17 protein-coding genes are annotated in these 15,410 nt (G+C 65.7%); 16 read left to right on the forward strand and 1 reads right to left on the reverse strand.

The window, feature by feature from the left end; all coding sequences use genetic code 11:
* The 7 genes from rpsE to ACRDPN_RS02780 all read left to right on the forward strand — a co-directional run.
* The coding region (rpsE, locus tag ACRDPN_RS02750) for a 30S ribosomal protein S5 (protein ID WP_431445792.1) at positions 1–650 on the forward strand (650 nt) is incomplete at its 5' end.
* The gene (gene rpmD, locus ACRDPN_RS02755; protein WP_431445793.1) at positions 647–844 is read left to right on the forward strand and encodes a 50S ribosomal protein L30; all 198 of its coding nucleotides are present in this window, start codon (positions 647–649) and stop codon (positions 842–844) included. The genes rpsE and rpmD, both read left to right, overlap by 4 nt.
* Before the next feature lies 1 nt (position 845).
* A complete protein-coding gene (gene rplO, locus ACRDPN_RS02760; protein WP_431445794.1) occupies positions 846–1,289 on the forward strand; it encodes a 50S ribosomal protein L15 in 444 nt (147 codons plus the stop codon).
* A 76-nt stretch (positions 1,290–1,365) separates the two neighbouring features.
* Positions 1,366–2,670: a preprotein translocase subunit SecY gene (gene secY / locus ACRDPN_RS02765; protein WP_431445795.1), complete on the forward strand. Its 1,305-nt coding sequence runs from the start codon at positions 1,366–1,368 to the stop codon at positions 2,668–2,670.
* A complete protein-coding gene (locus ACRDPN_RS02770; protein ID WP_431445796.1) occupies positions 2,670–3,257 on the forward strand; it encodes an adenylate kinase in 588 nt (195 codons plus the stop codon). Before secY ends, ACRDPN_RS02770 begins: the two co-directional genes overlap by 1 nt.
* A 3-nt stretch (positions 3,258–3,260) precedes the next feature.
* On the forward strand, positions 3,261–4,097 hold the full coding sequence (gene map, locus ACRDPN_RS02775) for a type I methionyl aminopeptidase (protein ID WP_431445797.1): 837 nt from the start codon (positions 3,261–3,263) through the stop codon (positions 4,095–4,097).
* A 4-nt stretch (positions 4,098–4,101) separates the two neighbouring features.
* Entirely contained in the window at positions 4,102–4,992 is an 891-nt protein-coding gene (locus ACRDPN_RS02780) for a haloalkane dehalogenase (RefSeq protein ID WP_431445798.1), read from the forward strand.
* A 72-nt stretch (positions 4,993–5,064) separates the two neighbouring features.
* Here the strand turns inward: ACRDPN_RS02780 and ddaH are convergent, their stop codons facing one another.
* Positions 5,065–5,934 (reverse strand): dimethylargininase, encoded by an 870-nt coding sequence (gene ddaH / locus ACRDPN_RS02785; protein WP_431445799.1) that lies wholly within the window; start codon positions 5,932–5,934, stop codon positions 5,065–5,067.
* Between the two features lie 140 nt (positions 5,935–6,074).
* Here ddaH and ACRDPN_RS02790 point away from each other — a divergent pair, with 140 nt between their 5' ends.
* The 9 genes from ACRDPN_RS02790 to rpsD form a co-directional block, all read left to right on the forward strand.
* Positions 6,075–6,515 carry an Lrp/AsnC family transcriptional regulator gene (locus ACRDPN_RS02790; RefSeq protein ID WP_431445800.1) on the forward strand — a complete coding sequence of 147 codons (441 nt, stop codon included), beginning with the start codon at positions 6,075–6,077 and terminating at the stop codon, positions 6,513–6,515.
* A gap of 145 nt (positions 6,516–6,660) precedes the next feature.
* On the forward strand, positions 6,661–8,727 hold the full coding sequence (locus ACRDPN_RS02795; RefSeq protein ID WP_431445801.1) for a CotH kinase family protein: 2,067 nt from the start codon (positions 6,661–6,663) through the stop codon (positions 8,725–8,727).
* A gap of 193 nt (positions 8,728–8,920) precedes the next feature.
* Positions 8,921–10,630 carry a CotH kinase family protein gene (locus ACRDPN_RS02800; RefSeq protein ID WP_431445802.1) on the forward strand — a complete coding sequence of 570 codons (1,710 nt, stop codon included), beginning with the start codon at positions 8,921–8,923 and terminating at the stop codon, positions 10,628–10,630.
* Between the two features lie 165 nt (positions 10,631–10,795).
* Entirely contained in the window at positions 10,796–13,048 is a 2,253-nt protein-coding gene (locus ACRDPN_RS02805; RefSeq protein ID WP_431445803.1) for a CotH kinase family protein, read from the forward strand.
* 469 nt (positions 13,049–13,517) lie between these two features.
* Entirely contained in the window at positions 13,518–13,739 is a 222-nt protein-coding gene (gene infA, locus ACRDPN_RS02810; RefSeq protein ID WP_007078610.1) for a translation initiation factor IF-1, read from the forward strand.
* A gap of 76 nt (positions 13,740–13,815) precedes the next feature.
* Positions 13,816–13,929: a 50S ribosomal protein L36 gene (rpmJ, locus tag ACRDPN_RS02815; protein WP_056734976.1), complete on the forward strand. Its 114-nt coding sequence runs from the start codon at positions 13,816–13,818 to the stop codon at positions 13,927–13,929.
* A 165-nt stretch (positions 13,930–14,094) separates the two neighbouring features.
* Entirely contained in the window at positions 14,095–14,463 is a 369-nt protein-coding gene (rpsM, locus tag ACRDPN_RS02820; RefSeq protein WP_431445804.1) for a 30S ribosomal protein S13, read from the forward strand.
* Positions 14,464–14,471: 8 nt separating this feature from the next.
* The gene (gene rpsK, locus ACRDPN_RS02825; protein WP_431445805.1) at positions 14,472–14,873 is read left to right on the forward strand and encodes a 30S ribosomal protein S11; all 402 of its coding nucleotides are present in this window, start codon (positions 14,472–14,474) and stop codon (positions 14,871–14,873) included.
* Between the two features lie 3 nt (positions 14,874–14,876).
* On the forward strand, positions 14,877–15,410 hold a 534-nt coding region (gene rpsD / locus ACRDPN_RS02830), incomplete at its 3' end, for a 30S ribosomal protein S4 (protein WP_431445806.1).

Genomic DNA, 15,410 nt, shown 5'->3' on the forward strand with positions numbered 1-15,410 from the left:
GACCACAGCGTCGAGGCCCCGGCGGTGGCGCCGGGGGCGGCGGCGGCGAACGCCGTGATCGCCGCGACGACCGTCGCGGCGGCCAGGCCGAGAAGAGCCAGTTCGTCGAGCGGGTCGTCGCGATCAACCGCGTCGCCAAGGTCGTCAAGGGTGGCCGGCGCTTCAGCTTCACCGCCCTGGTGGTCGTCGGCGACGGCGAGGGCATGGTCGGTGTCGGCTACGGCAAGGCCAAGGAGGTGCCCACCGCGATCGCGAAGGGCGTCGAGGAGGCGAAGAAGAGCTTCTTCCGTGTCCCGCGCATCCAGGGCACCATCCCGCACCCGGTCCAGGGTGAGAAGGCCGCCGGCGTCGTCTTCCTGCGTCCGGCCTCGCCCGGTACCGGTGTCATCGCCGGTGGTCCGGTGCGCGCCGTGCTCGAGGCCGCGGGAGTGCACGACGTGCTGAGCAAGTCGCTCGGTTCGTCGAACGCGATCAACATCGTGCACGCCACCGTCGACGCTCTCAAGACGCTGGAGTCCCCGGAGATGGTGGCCCAGCGCCGCGGCCTTACGGTCGAGGAGGTCGCTCCGGCGGCCCTGCTTCGTGCCGGCAAGGAAGGCATCGCCGAGGCTGAAGCAGCCAAGGCCGAAGCTGGTGCGGGTGCCTCATGACGAAGCTCCAGGTCACCCAGATCAAGTCCGGCATCGGCCGGCACCAGAACCAGCGGCACACGTTGCGCTCGTTGGGTCTCAAGCGAATCGGCGACGTCGTCGTCAAGGACGATCGTCCCGAGATCCGCGGCATGGTTGCCTCCATCCCGCACCTCGTGGACGTCAAGACTCTGCCTGATGAGGAGGCGAACTGACATGACGCTCAAGCTTCATCACCTGCGCCCCGCCCCGGGCGCCAAGAAGGCCAAGATCCGTGTGGGTCGCGGCGAGGGCGGCAAGAGGGGCAAGACCGCTGGTCGCGGCACCAAGGGCACCAAGGCCCGCTACCAAGTGCCTGCAGGCTTCGAGGGCGGACAGATCCCGATCCACATGCGCCTGCCCAAGCTGAAGGGGTTCAAGAACCCGTTCCGCGAGGAGTACCAGGTCGTCAACGTCGACCGACTCGGCGCGCTCTTCCCCAAGGGCGGCACCGTCGACGTCGACGCACTGGTCGCCGCGGGCGCGGTTCGCAAGGGCCGCCGCGTCAAGGTTCTCGGCGGCGGCGACCTCTCGGTCGCGGTCCAGGTCACGGCGCACCACTTCTCCGGCTCAGCCCGGAGCAAGATCGAAGCGGCAGGCGGTAGCGTCACCCAGCTGTGACGCAGGGGTCATTAACCCTTTCGAAACGACCATTCCGTAGAGTCGCCCACGACCAGCCGACAAGAGGAGAACGATAGTGCTCAGCGCTTTCGTCAATGCGTTCCGTACACCGGACCTGCGACGCAAGATCCTCTTCGTCCTCGGCGTCGTGGTCCTGTTCCGCATCGGATCCACCATGCCGGCGCCCGGCATCGACGTCGCCAATGTCCGGGAATGCGTCCAGCTTGCCTCCGAGGGCGAGAACAGCAGTCTGTTCGCGCTCATCAACGTCTTCTCCGGTGGCGCGCTGCTGCAGCTGACGGTCTTCGCGCTCGGCATCATGCCGTACATCACCGCGAGCATCATCCTGCAGCTTCTCGTCGTGGTCATTCCGCGGCTCGAGACCCTCAAGAAGGAGGGTCAGGCCGGGCAGGCCAAGATCACGCAGTACACCCGATACCTGACGCTCGGGCTCGCGATCCTGCAGGCATCCGGCATCGTGGCGCTGGCACGCAGTGGTCAGCTGTTCGGCGGCGCCGAGTGCGGCGACCTGATGTACGACACGAACTCCATCGCCGCGTACCTGCTGATCGTCCTCGTGATGGTCTCGGGCACGGCGGTCATCATGTGGCTCGGCGAGCTCATCACCGATCGCGGCATCGGCAACGGCATGTCGATCCTGATCTTCACCCAGGTCGTCGCCACCTTCCCCGGCGCGCTGTGGCTCATCAAGCAGCAGAAGGGCTGGACGACCTTCCTCATCGTGCTGATGGTGGGACTCGTCGTAGTCGCCGGCGTCATCTTCATTGAGCAGGCACAACGCCGCATTCCCGTCCAATACGCCAAGCGGATGGTCGGGCGTCGCATGTTCGGCGGCTCGTCCACGTACATCCCGCTCAAGGTCAACCAGGCCGGCATCATCCCGGTCATCTTCGCCGCGAGCCTGATGTACCTGCCGGCGTTGTACTCGCAGTTCCAGCCGAGCGGGCCGGCGTCGAACTTCATCAACGCCTACCTCGTCAAGGGTGACCACCCGTACTACATGGCTCTGTACTTCGCGATGATCATCTTCTTCACGTACTTCTACGTCGCGATCACGTTCAACCCCGAAGAAGTCGCCGACAACATGAAGAAGTACGGCGGCTTCATCCCGGGCATCCGCGCCGGACGTCCGACGCAGGACTATCTCGCCTACGTGCTTAGCCGTATCACCGCGCCCGGCGCGCTGTATCTCGGACTCATCTCGCTGATCCCGATGGTCGCCATCGCACTGGTCGACGCGAGCCAGAACTTCCCGTTCGGCGGCACCACCATCCTCATCATCGTCGGCGTCGGCCTCGACACCGTGAAGCAGATCGAGAGCCAGCTTCAGCAGCGCAACTACGAAGGCTTCCTGCGCTGATGCGTCTGATCATGATGGGCCCGCCGGGCGCGGGCAAGGGCACCCAGGCGGAGGCACTCGCCGAGCGCATCCGCGCCGCGCACATCTCCACTGGCGACATCTTCCGCGCCAACGTCAAGGACCAGACCGAGCTCGGGCAGAAGGCTCAGCGGTACATGGACGCGGGCGAGTACGTGCCCAACGAGATCACCAACGCCATGGTCGAGGAGCGCATCTCCCGCGAGGATGCCGAGTCGTTCATCCTCGACGGCTATCCCCGTACCGTCGACCAGGTCGAGACGCTCGACGCAATCCTCGACGCGCTCGATCGTCCGCTCGACGTCGTGGTCGCCCTCGTGGTCGACCCCGAGGAGCTCATCGCCCGGCTGCTCAAGCGGGCCGAGACCAGCGGTCGGGCCGACGACACCGAAGAGGTCATCCGGTACCGGCAAGAGGTCTACGCCGGCGAGACCTCGCCGCTGCTCAAGGTCTACGACGAGCGCGGCCTGCTTCGTGAGGTCGACGGCATGGGCGACGTCGACGAGGTCGCCCGACGGATCGACAGTGCGCTCGAGGCGCCTCCGGTGCCGGGGGCACTCGAAGGCTAGCTGGTGGGCTTGTTCGGCTCGGGTGTCGAGATCAAGACGCCCGAACAGATCGCGGTGATGCGCGAGGCCGGGCTCGTGGTCGGACGCACGCTCGAGGTCCTGCGCTACGCCGCCACCGCCGGCGTCACGACCGGCGAGCTCGACACCCTGGCTCACGACACCATCCGCGAGCAGGGCGCGACGTCGAACTTCCTCGGCTACGGTGCGCAAGACCCGTCCGGGGCGGGGGCCTTTCCAGGTGTCATCTGCACGTCGGTCAACGATGAGGTCGTGCACGGCATACCCGGTCGACGCACGCTCAGCGACGGAGACATCGTCTCCATCGACTGCGGCGCGATCGTCGACGGCTGGCACGGCGACGCAGCCATCACGGTGCCCGTGGGCTCGGTGTCGGACGAGGTCACCGAGCTCCTGCGCATCACCGAGGAGGCCATGTGGCGTGGCATCGCGGCCGCCTCGATCGACGGTCGCGTCGCCGACATCAGCAACGCGGTCGAGACCTACGTGCGCTCGCAGGGCGACGGTGCGCATCAGTGGGGCATCGTCGAGGGCTTCACCGGCCACGGCATCGGCTCGGCCATGCATCAGCCGCCCGACGTGCCCAACGTCGTCGGTCGCACTCGCGGGCCGAGGCTCGTGCGCGGTCTCGCCCTGGCCGTGGAGCCGATGGTGACACTGGGATCTCCGGAAACGCGGGTTCTCGCCGACGGCTGGACCGCCGTCACCACCGACGGCTCATGGTCGGCGCACTTCGAGCACACCTTCGCCATCACCGAAGCCGGCATCTGGGTCCTCACCGCGCTCGACGGGGGAGAGGCCGCGTTGGCCGCCCTACAGTGACGTCATGGATGTCATCCGTACGCCGGACGAGCGGTTCGAAAATCTTCCCGGCTATCCGTTCGAACCGCACTGGGTCTCCCTCGACTCCGGGGACGGGAGCACCCTGCGGATGCACTACGTCGACGAAGGCCCGCGTGACGGGGCCGTCATCGTGCTGCTCCATGGCGAACCGACGTGGAGCTACCTCTACCGAACGATGATCCCGCCGCTCGTCGAGGCCGGCTACCGCGTGCTCGCGCCCGACCTGATCGGGTTCGGCAAGTCCGACAAACCGGCGGCGATCGCCGACTACACGTACCAGCGCCACGTCGACTGGGTCACCAGCTGGTTGGACACCCTCGGCGTGGACGGCATCACCTTGTTCGGGCAGGACTGGGGATCGCTCATCGGGCTGAGGATCGCCGGGGAGCAACCCGAACGGTTCGCGCGCATCGTCATCAGCAACGGCTTCCTTCCGACCGCCCACCACGGCACGCCGCTTGCGTTCAGGGCCTGGCGGGCATTCGCGCGCTGGACGCCGGTCTTTCCCGCAGGGCGCCTCGTTCAGGGCGCGACCGTCACGAAGGTCGGCCCCGACGTGCGTGCCGCGTACGACGCGCCGTTCCCGTCATCCAAGTACCAGGCCGGAGCTCGCGCTTTCCCCCGGCTCGTCCCAACTGATGCCGACAATGTTGCCGTCCCGGCGAACCGAGCCGCCTGGGAGGCTCTGGGGCGGTTCGAGCGGCCGTTCCTGGCGATCTTCGGCAGGAATGACCCGATCCTCGGCAAGGGCGACGGGCCGCTCATCGCCCACGTCCCCGGCGCGCAGGGGCAGCCGCACGACCGCATCCGCGGCGGTCACTTCATCCAGGAGGACGCCGGACCGGAGCTGGCGCGCCGGATGATCGCCTGGTGAGCCGGGCCGACGAGCGTCAGCGAGAAGCGTCCGGCGGCACGCTCGCGCGTAGAGCGCGCTCGGTGCCGCTCATCAGGCGTGCAGCTCCATGGTGCAGCACTTGACGCTGCCGCCGGACTTGAGCAGCTCGCCGAGCTCCACCGGCACGGTGACGTAGCCACGGCTGCGCAGCGTCTCGGCGAACTCGATGGCCGCGACGGGGAGGACGACGTTGAGGCCGTCGCTCACGGCGTTGAGACCGAGCACCAGGGCGTCGAGCTCGGACACCTTGACGGCGTCAGGGAAGAGCTCGCGCAGCGTACGCCGGCTGTGCGCGCTGAACGCGCCGGGGAAGTAGGCGATGTCTGCGGGGGAGTCGCCGCCACCGTCGTCGAGCACGGCGATCGCGGTGTCGAGGTGGTAGAAACGCGGATCGACCAGCTCCAGCGACACGACGGGACGATCGACTGCGCCGGCCGCCTCGATGTGCGCCTCCAATGAGGTGCGGAAGCCGGTGCCGGCCAGGATCATCGACCGCAGCGCGAGGAAGTCGCCCTCACCCTCGTTCACGTGCGTGGGCTCGGTGACGTCGAGTCCCTGCGCCCGCAGGAAGTCCGCAAAGGCCTCGGCCTCGTCCTCGCGCTGGGAATGGCGGAAACGGGCGCCGTATGAGCGGCCGCCCACGGTCAGTCCGCCGTTGGCGGCGAAGACCATGTCCGGCTGGCCGGCTACGGGGGAGATGACGTCGACGCGGTGGCCCAGCCCGAGGAAGGCGTGACGCAGCAGGTCCCACTGCATGGTCGCGCGCTCGGCGTCGACCGGGACGGTCGGATCCATCCACGGGTTGATCGCGTACTCGACGGCGAAGTGGGTGGGTGCGCACATCACGTAGTGCCGGGTGCGGGCCTGTCGCCGCGTCGTCGAGTACGGCGCCAGGCGGGTGCGGGTGTCGATGATCGTCAACGTGGCCTCCTTCGTGATGGGTGCAATGAATCAATGGTAGTTCGGCAGTTCCGTGCATGACGAACCCGAAATCTTCTATTGATGGCACGATTTCTTGCGTGAATTGGTCACTCGTGGAGATTTCTTGCGACGATGGAGGCATGGATGCTCTCGACCGCAAGATCCTCGACCACCTGCTGGAGGACGGCCGCGCGGGATACGCCGCGATCGGTGATCACGTCGGTCTGTCGGCACCGGCCGTGAAGCGCCGGGTGGACCGTCTGGTGGCCGACGGGGTGATCCGCGGCTTCACCGTGGTGATCGACCCAGACCACATGGGCTGGACCACCGAGGCCTACGTCGAGGTGCACTGCCAGGGCGCCGTGTCGCCGGACGAGCTCAGGGCGTCGTTCGGCAAGGTCCCGGAGGTCCACGTGGCCGCCACGGTGTCGGGGCCGGCCGACGCCATCCTGCACATCGTGGCGCGCGATGTCCGCGACCTCGAGCGGGCCCTCGAGCGGGTGCGCGACGAGACCGCGAACGTGGGTCACACGAACACGTCGATCGTGCTTTCCCGGCTCATCGACCGATACGGGCCGTGACTCGGCCACCATGAATTCACCCCTGGTTTTCCAGTGGTTCCTTGGACGCGTTGATCCTGCATGGGGCATCATTGGCCGGGTCGAATGCCTGCCAGCGCACCAGTGGCACCGGCCGTCACTTCTACCCCCTGGGGGACGTATCGTTATGAAGACCATCAAGAGCAGCCTTGTCGTGATCCTGGCGACGTTCGCCCTGCTGGCGTCACTCGCCGCAGCGTCGACGGCCGTGAGCCTCAACGCTCCGCCCGACAATCTCGACAATGACGGTGCCGACCTCACTTTGCGGCCGGACGGTGGCTCATACACGACCGGCGAGACGATCGAGATCCTGGCGAACTTCCAGAGCACCACGGCCGGACACTCGGTCACCCTGTACAAGGAGATTGCCGCCGGCTCGAACACCTACGAGGTCGACGAAGTCGATCCCTCCGCGAACACCAACGGCAACGCGTACTTCCACCCGGAGATCGACGAAGGTGCCCGCAAGTACTACGCCGAGGACGACGAGAACGGCCACCAGACCGAGGTGAAGACTCTCACCGGTGTCGCTGGTCCGCCCCCGGGGACTGCCGTCCTGGACACCTCGACGGACGGTGGCAAGACCTTCGCGGCGACATTCAGCCCGGCCACGAGTGGCCAGCAGACAAGGTTGCAGGTCCGGGAGATCTGCACCTACGAGACGAACGAGACCGATCCCGAGACGGGCCCGTTCGACGACAGCGTCAGCCAGAAGGACTGCAAGGGCCCGTGGACCACCCTCGACACCGGCACCCAGAGCGGCTCGGGCAACACGTCGTTCACCGTTGCCGACCCGTTGGAGGTCAAGCACACGTACCGAGCCACCTCAGGCGGCACCAACTCCAACGAGCTCAGCTTCGCCGCCCCGCTGAAGGCGTCACCGAGCACCGGGCTGTCCAGGCTGCACTTCAACACCTACGAGGGCGACTCGGTCAACACACGGACGCGCTGGTTCGAGGGCGAGTTCATCATGACCGGGGGCACTGGCTGCGCAGCGACACCCACCGACCAGACGAAGCCCATGTCGAAGTCGAGGATGAAGGGCCGCGGCAACTACTCGTGGACGTTCGAGAAGAAGTCGTACTCACTCAACATCGACAAGAAGACGAGTCTGTGCGGCCTCGGCGTGAGCAAGAAGTATGCGCTCATCGCCAACCACTACGACAAGTCCCTGTTGCGCAACAGCCTGGCCGGCTACATCGGCTCGAAGTTCGACAACATGGCCTGGGCTCCCAAGTCCCACCCGGTCGACCTGTTCGTCAACGGCTCGTACCGGGGCTCGTACCTGCTCATCGAGCGGATCTCCATCCAGGGATCGGTGCAGAATGCCACCGAGGACCCACCGGACACCTACGCCGATCGCGTCAACATCCACGAGCTCAACGGCGACGACCCCGCGGAGCAGTCCGGTACCGGACTGACCGGCGGGTACGTCGTCGAGTGGGACTTCCGTGCCGCCGACAATGACTCGAGCGCTCCTGACACGTACATGGACATCGGCCCCCGCGGCCTGCTCGGCATCAAGGAGCCGGAGTTCGAGTACACCCGCGAGAACGAAAAGACCGACGAGGGCATCAGCAACACGCAGAAGAACTACATCACCGACTACGTCAACGACTGCGACAACAAGCTGTTCGGCAGCAACTTCACCAGCGAGAGCAACGGCTGGAAGAGCTGCATCAACCAAGCCTCCGCAGTCGACTACTACCTCGCGATGGAGTATCTGAAGCCGGTCGACGGCAACATGTGGGCGAGCGTCTACATGTACAAGCCTCGAGAGGGCAAGCTGCGCCTCGGTCCGCTGTGGGACTTCGACCTCGCGGTCGGCTCGGCCAACCGGGCCGGCAACGTGGTCAGCTCGTCGAGCTGGTACCTCAAGAACAACCTCGGGGTCTCCGCTCAGCAGTCGAGCAAGACGTGGTTCAACCGGCTCAACGAGGATCCGGACTTCCGGGCGGCCGTGAATGCGCGGTGGAACGAGGTCAACGGGACGCTCAGCCCGGGCTCGTTCCTCGATACGCAGAAGTCGATCCTCAACAGCTCGGCAACGGCGAACTACAGCAAGTGGGGCTACAAGTGCAACATCAGTGAGTTCCAGGTCTGCAAGGGTTCGTTCAGCTCGGACGTGAGCTACGTGAGGACGTGGGCCAACGGGCGCAAGAGCTGGATCGACGGTCAGGTTCCGGGTAGCTGACCGCTGGCAAGGCCCAGGTCGCCGACCCCCGGAACCACGGTTCCGGGGGTCTGCCACGTCCACCCGCGACTCGCCAGAATCGACCCGGGGGTTGCGTCTCGGCGTAGCAGGGCACGATGATGGCGGTGGTCTGTGCCGAGCAGCCCGGGACGTCTGGTTCTGACGGCACTCTGAATCCGCGGGGGACTCACGCATGAAACCACTCAAGAGCGCGCTGATCGTCGTCATGACGGTGTTCGCACTACTCGCCTCGGTCAGCTCGTCCACGGCCGAGGAGCCCGATCCGAACCCGTGGGGCGGAGGAAACTCCGGCTTGCGCGGGGCTCCGTCCAACGCTGACGAGCCGAATCCGGCCGACGCTGCGGAGGATCTCGTCTCCGATCTCACGGCGGCCGCAGAGCAGGGTGTCCTCGCGCCCATCACGGGCAGTGGCAAGTCGGCCACCGCGACCTTCACTCCCGCAGTGCGCGGACAGAAGACGTCGCTCCAGCTGCGGACCATCGAGACCACCGAGACGAACGAGACCCCGACCCCGAGGTGGGAGACGATCGCCACCAGCACGCAGAGCTCGACCGGCCAGACGACGTTCAGCATCTCCGACCCGCGTGAGGTCTCGCATGAGTATCGCGCCGTCAGTGGGGGCGTCGTCTCGAACACCGTGACGTTCGCGGCGCCGCTGCCGTCCAAGGCCACCGGCCTGTCACAGGTGTACTTCAACTCCTACGAGGGCGACTCGGTCAACACCCGAACGCGCTACTTCGAGGGTGAGTTCTCGATGACGCCCGGCGCCGGCTGCGGTGCCGTGACCACGACGCCGAAGACGGAGATGAAGGGCCGCGGAAACTACTCGTGGACGTTCGCCAAGAAGTCGTTCACGCTCAAGCTCAAGGACGGCCTCAACCTCTGTGGCATGGGCAAGAGCAAGAAATGGGCCTTCGTCGCGAACCACTACGACAAGTCGCTCATGCGCAACGTCGTCGCCGGGAACGTCGGCAAGGCCCTGACCGAGCTGGCGTGGACGCCGAAGTCCAAGCCCATCGACTTCTACGTCAACGGGTCCTACCGCGGTTCGTACATCCTGATCGAGCGCATCACGGTCGACGACGAACGCGTGGACATCCCCGAGCTGAAGGGTCCCGGTGACGACGGAGAGGACAACCGGCAGCCGAATGTCAGCGGTGGCTACATCCTCGAGTGGGACTTCCGTCGCGGCGCCGACGTGAACATCCATGCGGGCGACCGCGGGTCCGTGGGCATCAAGGAGCCGGAGGATCCGGGAGATCCCGAAGGCATCACGAGTGCTCAGTCCAGCTACATCAACAGCTACGTCGACAAGACCGACAGCGTGCTGTTCGGAGGTAACTTCCAGAGCAACTCCGACGGCTGGCGCAAGTACATCGACATCAACTCGGCGGTCGACTACTACATCGGCATGGAGCTGATGAAGCCGGTCGACGGCAACATGTGGGCCAGCGTCTACATGTACAAGCAGCGCAACGGAAAGCTGTTCTTCGGACCGTTGTGGGACTTCGACCTGGCGATGGGCTCGGCCAACCGTGCCGGCAACGTCGTCAGCCCGCGGAGCTGGTACCTGCGCAACTCCCTCGGCGTCTCGGCCATGCAGTCGTCCAAGACCTGGTTCAACCGGCTCAACGAGGACCCGGACTTCCGAAGCGCCGTCCGGGCCCGCTGGAACGAGGTCTACCCGCAGCTGAGCCAGTCGAGCTTCATCGACGAGTACAAGTTGCTCATCCAGGAGTCCGCGAACGAGAACTTCAAGAAGTGGAGCGTCAAGGAGCATCTCAGCAAGTACCAGGTCGTGAAGGGCTCGTTCTCCGCCGAGGTCGAGTACCTCAAGAGCTGGATGAAGAGCCGTCGCGGCTGGATGAACGGCCAGCTGTAACTGACGTCGAAAGGTGTGTCGCGGAACTAGTTTCTGAGTTCTCCTGACAACATCTTCAGCATGAGGTTCCATGGATGGGTCGTCCGGGGGGTTCATCTGCCTGCCGTGCGAGGCCAATGGCGCCGATCATCTGGTGCTGAAGCTCGATTGTCGACGGGGAACGTGATGATCAGAAGACTCCCAACCACTCTTGCAGCGCTGAGCCTGGCAGCCGTCTTCCTGAGCGTGCCGGCCGCGAACTCGGCCCTGAGCAGCATCCCCTTCCCCGGCGCTGGGACCGGTGACCTCTCGGTCCGGCCCGGGACCTACTACAGGGGCCAGAAGGTCGAGTTCCTGGCGAACTTCCCGAGTGGGGAGGCCGGTGCCACCGTCACCTTCTTCGAGGAGACCTTCGTGGGCAGCGAGGAGTACGACTCCATCGGCACCGACGTCGCCAACAGCCTGGGCAACGCGTACTTCACCGACTACACCATCGGCGACCGTGTGCGGGTCTTCGCCCGTACTGGCGGAGCCGGAGGAGAGTTCACCCAGCTGGTGTTGCTCGACCGGAGCGCCGTCTCGTTCGACACGTGCGGCCAGACCGGCGACTTCTCCACCGACCCGACCGTCGTCGCCGACGGCCAGGCCGTCACCCTCAAGGGCTTCTTCCCCAGCGACCAGGACTTCCTCAACGTCACCTTCTTCCGCAAGAGCGGTGACACCTTCACCCCGGTGGGCTTCGACGAGAGCAACCGGCTGGGCAATGCGTACCTGAATAACTACGAGGTCAACGGCACCCAGCAGCTCTTCGCTCGCACCAGCGCCGGACAGTGCACCGAGGTGCAGACCGTCGACCCGGTGGCAAGCAGCGCCCTGCTCGACCCGAAGTTCACCCCGGCAGGCTCCGATGACCAGGATGCCCGGGCCAGGGCCACCTTCGTGCCCGCGCGGCCGGGCGCGGAGGCAGAGCTCCAGGTGAAGACGATCAAGGACGACGTCTGGAAGACCATCGAGACCGCCACTCAGAACTCCAGCGGTGTGGCCAACTTCTACATCTCCGACCCGCTGGAGGTGGAGCACCGGTACCGCGCCCGCAGCAACGGCATGGCCACCACCAACAACGTGACGTACGCAGGTCCGTTGCTCGACAAGGACACCGGGCTGGCCACCTTCCACTTCAACTCCAACGACGGCGAGCCCGTCGACACCCGCACCAAGTACTTCGACGGCGAGTTCGCCATGAAGGGCGGTGCCTTCAACTGCGACGACGAAGGTGCGGTCCAGGGCCCGGGCGAAGAGGAGAAGGCCGAGATGAAGGGCCGCGGCAACTACTCGTGGACGTTCGCCAAGAAGGGCTTCACCCTCAAGCTCGGCGACAAGAAGAACCTCTGCAACATGGGCGACAGCTCGAAGTGGGCGCTCGTGGCCAACCACTACGACCGATCGCTGCTGCGCAACGCCGTCGCGTACCACGTCGGCAAGCAGTTCAGCAATCTAGCCTGGACCCCTGACCAGGTGCCGGTCGACCTGTACGTCAACGGCTCCTACCGCGGCTCGTACACGCTCGTGGAGCGCATCACGGCCGACAACGACACGCCGGCCGAGGGCGGACGGGTCCCGATCCACGAGCTCAACGGCGATGACGCCACGGAGCAGACCCAGCCCAAGATCTCCGGCGGGTACATCCTCGAGTGGGACTTCCGCCACGACGCCGACATGAACTTCGACCTTGGCACGCGGGGTTGGATCGGGGTGAAGGAGCCGGAGGATCCCGAGGATCCCGACGGCATCAGCGACGATCAGTTCAGGTACATCCGCAACTACGTGAACAGCTGCGACGACAAGCTGTTCAGTAGCAACTTCACCGACGACAACGACAACGGCTGGGAGTCCTGCATCGACAAGGCGTCGGCCGTCGACTACTACATCGCGATGGAGTACATGAAGCCGGTCGACGGCAACATGTGGGCCAGCGTCTACATGTACAAGCCGCGCCGAGACGGAACGGGCGACGACGGGGACGGCAAGCTGCGCATGGGCCCGCTGTGGGACTTCGACCTGGCGATGGGCTCGGCCAACCGCGCCGGCAACGTCGTCAGCCCGAGCAGCTGGTACTTGCGGAACAACCTCGGTGTCTCTGCCCAGCAGTCGTCCAAGACCTGGTTCAACCGGCTCAACGAGGACCCGGAGTTCCGCGCCGCGGTCAAGAATCGATGGAACCAGGTCGACCAGGACATCGACCCGTCGGTGTTCATCGGCGTCAACCAAGGTGCCATCGCCGAGTCGGCCGAGGAGAACTACAAGAAGTGGAACCACGACTCCAAGATCAGCCAGTTCCAGGTGATCAGGAACTCGTGGAACGCTGACGTGGGCTACCTCGAGGACTGGATGGACGAGCGTCGCGCCTGGATGGACAGCCAGCTCGACAACAACGACTGACCAGAGCTCTTCTCGCGATTCTGCGTCGCGCACAGTTGCCGGCCGTCAGGGCTTCACCTTCGGGCCGACGCGGGTCCTCGCCTACTCCGCGTTGTGGGATGTCCGGTCCGGCAAGGTCCGCGGCACCGTGGACGTGACGGGCGACACGATGAGCGACAGCCTCAGCAGCGGTTCGGGAGTTGTCCTCGTGGCGGATCGCTTCGACGAGAGACCGAGCGGATGGTCCCGCCGACCCTCGTCCGTACGCCGGCCGGCGCGGCCGTCACCGGACCGACCGGGGGCAAGGGGCTGGTGGTGCGCCCGTGACGAGATGGGCGATTTGAATCCGGCGACCCGACCGGCGTAGACTTGCCTGTCGGCTGTTCGGCCGCGTTCTTCCCTGTCCCAGACACGATGGGGCCCGCTCAGGCGGGCGGGGCTTGCGTGCGCTGCGGAGCCGGCACCAGACGAGTCGAGCGAAGAAGAGGTCATGGCGAAAAAGGAAGGCGTCATCGAGATGGAGGGCGCCGTGGTCGAGGCGCTGCCCAACGCGATGTTCCGCGTGGAGCTGGCCAACGGCCACAAGGTCCTCGCACACATCAGCGGCAAGATGCGCCAGCACTACATCCGTATCCTCCCTGAGGATCGGGTCGTGGTGGAGCTGTCTCCGTACGACCTCAGCCGCGGGCGCATCGTCTACCGCTACAAGTGAGCATCGCTTGCGATGCGAACAATTCAATACAGCAATGCACACATCACGTTCAGAGACTGGAAGTAGAGCTTCAACAATGAAGGTCAACCCGAGCGTGAAGAGGATCTGTGACAAGTGCAAGGTGATTCGTCGCCACGGACGCGTCATGGTGATCTGCGAGAACCCGCGCCACAAGCAGCGTCAGGGCTGATCGCACTCTCCACGAAGAAACACTGAACATCTGACGGCTCACCTGAGTCTCTTCCGAAAGAAGGGGCCAGGGTGTCACCCCCGGCGCAGAGGCCGGGGCCCGGCTGGAGGCAGCCGGGGGCGCCCCAGATGACGAGACCTCTGCCGAACGGAAGGAAATGCCTACATGGCACGCCTCATCGGAGTGGACCTACCGCGCGACAAGCGCATCGAGGTCGCACTCACGTACATCTTCGGGATCGGTCGCACCCGCGCCACCCAGACCCTTGCCGCCACCGGCGTCAGCCCCGACCTGCGGGTCCACGAGCTGAACGACGACCAGCTGGTGGCCCTGCGCGATCACATCGAGGCCGAGTACCAGGTCGAGGGCGACCTGCGTCGTGAGGTCACCGCGGACATCCGCCGCAAGATGGAGATCGGCAGCTACCAGGGTCGCCGTCACCGCGCGCACCTCCCCGTCCGTGGCCAGCGCACCAAGACCAACGCGCGCACGCGCAAGGGTCCGAAGCGCACCGTCTCCGGAAAGAAGAAGTGATCTAGAACATGCCTCCCAAGACCACCACCGGCACGAAGAAGACGCGCCGCAAGGTGAAGAAGAACGTCGCTCAGGGCGAAGCCCACATCAAGAGCACGTTCAACAACACCCACGTCACGATCACGGACCCCGCAGGGGCCGTCATCGCCTGGGCCTGCGGCGGAACCGTCGGCTTCAAGGGCTCGCGCAAGTCCACGCCGTTCGCCGCCGGCATGGCCGCTGAGTCGGCCGGCCGTCAGGCGATGGAGCACGGGATGAAGAAGGTCGACGTCTTCGACAAGGGCCCGGGTTCGGGCCGCGAGACGGCGATCCGGTCGCTGAGCGGCGTCGGCCTCGAGGTCGGCACGATCTCCGACGTGACCCCCAGCCCGCACAACGGCTGCCGCCCACCCAAGCACCGGAGGCTCTGACCCATGGCTCGTTACACCGGCCCCCTCACCAAGAAGTCGCGCCGTCTGGGCGTCGACCTCGTCGGTGGTGACGCCGCCTTCGAGCGTCGTCCCTACCCGCCCGGCATGCACGGACGCGCCCGCGTCAAGGAGTCCGAGTACCGCACGCAGCTGCAGGAGAAGCAGAAGGCTCGCTACACGTATGGCGTGCTCGAGAAGCAGTTCCGCAAGTACTACGAGCTCGCGCACCGCAAGCCCGGCAAGACCGGCGACAACCTGCTCTCGCTCCTGGAGAGCCGCCTCGACAATGTGGTCTACCGTGCCGGCCTCGCCCGCACGCGTCGGCACGCCCGTCAGCTCGTGACCCACGGTCACTTCCTGGTCAATGGCGTCAAGACCAACATCCCGTCGTTCCAAGTGAGCAAGCACGACATCATCGACGTCAAGCAGAAGTCGCTGGAGTCGACGCCGTTCATCGTGGCTCGCGAGACCCACGACAAGGACACCGTCCCGGCGTGGCTCGACGTCTCGCCCGACCGCGGACGCATCCTCGTGCAC

This window comes from Aeromicrobium sp., from assembly GCF_050700635.1.
Lineage (GTDB): Bacteria > Actinomycetota > Actinomycetes > Propionibacteriales > Nocardioidaceae > Aeromicrobium.

Bases quoted from the DNA above. Each gene is read 5' to 3' on its own strand.
- ACRDPN_RS02800 (WP_431445802.1), top strand. From the start codon at position 8,921: ATGAAACCACTCAAGAGCGCGCTGATCGTCGTCATGACGGTGTTCGCA.
- rpsK (WP_431445805.1), top strand. From the start codon at position 14,472: ATGCCTCCCAAGACCACCACCGGCACGAAGAAGACGCGCCGCAAGGTG.
- ACRDPN_RS02770 (WP_431445796.1), top strand. From the start codon at position 2,670: ATGCGTCTGATCATGATGGGCCCGCCGGGCGCGGGCAAGGGCACCCAG.
- rplO (WP_431445794.1), top strand. From the start codon at position 846: ATGACGCTCAAGCTTCATCACCTGCGCCCCGCCCCGGGCGCCAAGAAG.
- rpsM (WP_431445804.1), top strand. From the start codon at position 14,095: ATGGCACGCCTCATCGGAGTGGACCTACCGCGCGACAAGCGCATCGAG.
- ACRDPN_RS02795 (WP_431445801.1), top strand. From the start codon at position 6,661: ATGAAGACCATCAAGAGCAGCCTTGTCGTGATCCTGGCGACGTTCGCC.
- rpmD (WP_431445793.1), top strand. From the start codon at position 647: ATGACGAAGCTCCAGGTCACCCAGATCAAGTCCGGCATCGGCCGGCAC.
- ACRDPN_RS02805 (WP_431445803.1), top strand. From the start codon at position 10,796: ATGATCAGAAGACTCCCAACCACTCTTGCAGCGCTGAGCCTGGCAGCC.
- infA (WP_007078610.1), top strand. From the start codon at position 13,518: ATGGCGAAAAAGGAAGGCGTCATCGAGATGGAGGGCGCCGTGGTCGAG.
- ACRDPN_RS02790 (WP_431445800.1), top strand. From the start codon at position 6,075: ATGGATGCTCTCGACCGCAAGATCCTCGACCACCTGCTGGAGGACGGC.
- ACRDPN_RS02780 (WP_431445798.1), top strand. From the start codon at position 4,102: ATGGATGTCATCCGTACGCCGGACGAGCGGTTCGAAAATCTTCCCGGC.
- rpmJ (WP_056734976.1), top strand. From the start codon at position 13,816: ATGAAGGTCAACCCGAGCGTGAAGAGGATCTGTGACAAGTGCAAGGTG.